This is a genomic window from Arthrospira sp. PCC 8006, assembly GCF_046480465.1.
GTDB classification, from domain to species: Bacteria; Cyanobacteriota; Cyanobacteriia; order Cyanobacteriales; family Microcoleaceae; genus Limnospira; species Limnospira platensis.
Window position 1 is genome coordinate 1 of record NZ_PKGG01000379.1, and the last position, 2,869, is coordinate 2,869.

At 45.8% G+C, this 2,869-nt stretch carries 3 protein-coding genes and 1 pseudogene; 1 reads left to right on the forward strand and 3 read right to left on the reverse strand.

Translation table 11 applies throughout. From position 1 onward, the window contains the following. The 3 genes from hemG to B9T16_RS27580 form a co-directional block, all read right to left on the reverse strand. Nucleotides 1–826, reverse strand: an 826-nt coding sequence (gene hemG / locus B9T16_RS27570; protein WP_410246279.1) for a protoporphyrinogen oxidase, incomplete at its 3' end; no start/stop codon positions are given. Nucleotides 827–1,123: 297 nt separating this feature from the next. After that, nucleotides 1,124–1,345, reverse strand: coding sequence for a DUF2811 domain-containing protein (locus B9T16_RS27575; RefSeq protein ID WP_006617830.1), 222 nt, complete (start codon nucleotides 1,343–1,345; stop codon nucleotides 1,124–1,126). A 468-nt stretch (nucleotides 1,346–1,813) separates the two neighbouring features. Beyond that, entirely contained in the window at nucleotides 1,814–1,954 is a 141-nt protein-coding gene (locus B9T16_RS27580) for a DNA cytosine methyltransferase (protein ID WP_108615257.1), read from the reverse strand. Nucleotides 1,955–2,185: 231 nt separating this feature from the next. Here B9T16_RS27580 and B9T16_RS27585 point away from each other — a divergent pair. Then, nucleotides 2,186–2,869 (forward strand): annotated as a pseudogene (locus B9T16_RS27585) (endonuclease MutS2); the annotation flags it as partial.

Genomic DNA, 2,869 nt, shown 5'->3' on the forward strand with positions numbered 1-2,869 from the left:
AAAATTCAGCAATATAGGTTTGATGATCGGTGGGATAAAAACGGTCGAGGGTCCAATTTAACTTAACTCGATCGCCTAATTTACTGGCCAAGGTTTCGGGCAGAGTTTCCAGGCCATAACGGAAGGACCCTAATTCACCGGGGCGAGTTTTGGGAATATTGGGGTCGGCGGTGGTGTCTTTGGTGGCTTTTTTATTAAGGCGCGATCGCACAAATCCAGGTAGTAGCGCACCCCCTGCGTCTTCGGCGGCTACTAATCGACTAAAGGCGGAACGCACTGCTAACTGTTGAGGGTCGCCAGCATAAACCCCAGAAACGAAGGGCTGGACGAGACGTTCTAGGACTTCTGAACCTAAATGGCGATGGAAAAACTGGGTAATAGTTTCTTCTCCTCGCTGTTGAGAGAGGTGAGCGCCTACTGGGGGTGGCACAAATCCTATGGCTCCCAAGGCGGCGCGGAGTTTACCTCTGGGGCTGATTAGTTGGGAGGAGAGTAGGGCGGGGGGGGTCATGGGTACTGGATGTAACTTATGGTTCCAGTAGACATAACGGGGTAGTTTGCGATCGGCAAAAATCAATTCTTGTTTAAGCCCCAAATCTACGGCTAGTCCGAGTAATTCAGGGGTGGGGGCAAAACTGTTAGGGCCTTCTTCCCATAAAAAATCAGATGCGCGTCCGGTCGTAATATTTCCCCCGACTCGGTTCTGGCTTTCTGTGACCAAAACTTTTAGGGGTGAGCGGGGGTTTTTTTCACGGTTCAGGCTATGGGCTAAACTTAGCCCGCTAATACCAGCACCAACTATAAGGCTATCAACTAGGTTTGTCATTGTGGAAATTACAAAGCAGATAGTGGTGATTGTACTGTTGATTGCCCTCTAGTGCAAGATTTAACGTTATTAAACCTGTTGATAACTTAACATCTGTGATCATAGTATGGCATGACGAAGAATTGTGACGGTAGTTGGGGAAAAACTAATTGTTAAAGAATTTCAATAATTAGGGGGTTATTATCTTTCTTCTGCTTTGAAAAGAGTTGGGAAGGTGCGTCACATCAGAACAGTTATCGTGGCTATGGAAATTAGGAGGATGTGACGCACCCTACTGGGGCTATTCTCAGGGCTGGCTTATGTATTGGACTGAAACAGAGTTTCTAGGTACACTCTGGCGGCTACTCTACAGCTATCGAGGGCTTCTGGTGTGTTGTTGCCATTTTGTAACAAAAACAGGGACAGGGCGGCGGAAAACACGCGATCGTGGTCCCAGTCGGGGTGAGTGTCCAGGTAGCCCTGAAGGGACTCGTGGAGTGTTTCGGGAATTTCGGTCAGAATACTAACACTTGTGTTCATATAAACCTCACAGAAGTTGGGATGGAGCCATTTTTTATGTGGCTAGGCTAAGGGACTGAGCAATTTGATGCTTGAAGGGAAAATAGTATCTTATTTATTGTGTGCTATGGGGGGGGAGGGTTGTCAATGTTGCTAAATGTTACAACCTCGGTCTGGGTGATGGGGACTTGACGACAGAATGAGGGTTTGCAGCCATTTTTTTTTACATAACTTTACAATAATCTGGGTAGTTAAGGCTGTCGATACTAGGCTTGCCAAAATCCCCAATTAAACGGCAGACTATCATTATAGGAGTGGTTGGCTGTGGAAAAATCTGATAAATCTGTGGAAAAACTCGGCTTACCCTGTGGAAAGTTTGTGGAATCTCTGGGGAAAATTTGGTGAAAAGATAAGAATGTTGAAGGGACAAAATTGGGGCGATCTGTGGACAATGGATAATGAAAGTCAAAATATTGCCAAGAGGGATTCTCAAATACTAAAAGGCTGACAGGGAAAACCAGGGGTGATTAGATTAACTTTGGGAAGGCTAGTGAAATAAACTTGAGGGATATCTGCTTCTGGGTAGTCCCCAAAATTCTGAAAGTATGCTTGGCGACAATACTGATTAATTTAGAACGCATAAATACATTTTAATCCAGTTGGTTATAGCCCGATTATAAATCCTCCAATACCAGGGAAGATATCGGCATAAGTCAAACCTTTGACAACTCCCCAGCCTAAAGCGATAAGTTGAAAACATTTGACTTACCAAAATTTCCCAAGTTCAAGGCGATCGCTGGTAAAAATCAAAAAATATGATACCATGGAGGATAAACATTTGTATTATCAAAACTTTAGGCTTTGATTCAAGCAGAAACCCTAGAATTACTGGAATGGCATCGGCTGTGTAAACATCTGGCAACCTTTACGGCAACTAAATTGGGTGCTTTCGCAGCCCGTCAGTTGGCTATTCCAGAGACGAAAGAAGAAACCGATCGCCTTTTAGCACAAACTAAAGAGGCTTATCAACTGCAACTCAAGCTGGTTCAGGGTTTGTCTCTTGATGGTATTCAGGATATTGGGGCTTCTCTGGAAAGGGCCGATCGCCAAGGTATTTTATTTGGTGAGGAGTTATTAGCGATCGCCACTACCTTAGCGGGGGCTAGACAACTGCGCCGGGTAATTGATGACCAGGAAGATGTACCGGTATTAACTAGCTTAGTGGAAGAACTACGCACCTATCCGGAATTAGAGCAGGAAATTCATCGGTGTATTGATGAACGGGGAGAGGTAACCGATCGCGCCAGTGTGAAAATGGGGGAAATTCGCGCCCGGCTGCAATCAACCCGCGATCGCATTTATCAAATTCTACAAGGCATCCTGCAACGGAAAGCGCAAGCGGTTCAACAACAAATCGTCACCCAGCGAGAGGGTAGGTTTGTGATTCCGGTGAAAGCTCCCCAAAAAGATGCCATTCCGGGTATCGTCCATGATGCTTCGACTACGGGGGCGACAGTCTATGTGGAACCGCACCCTATTGTAGCA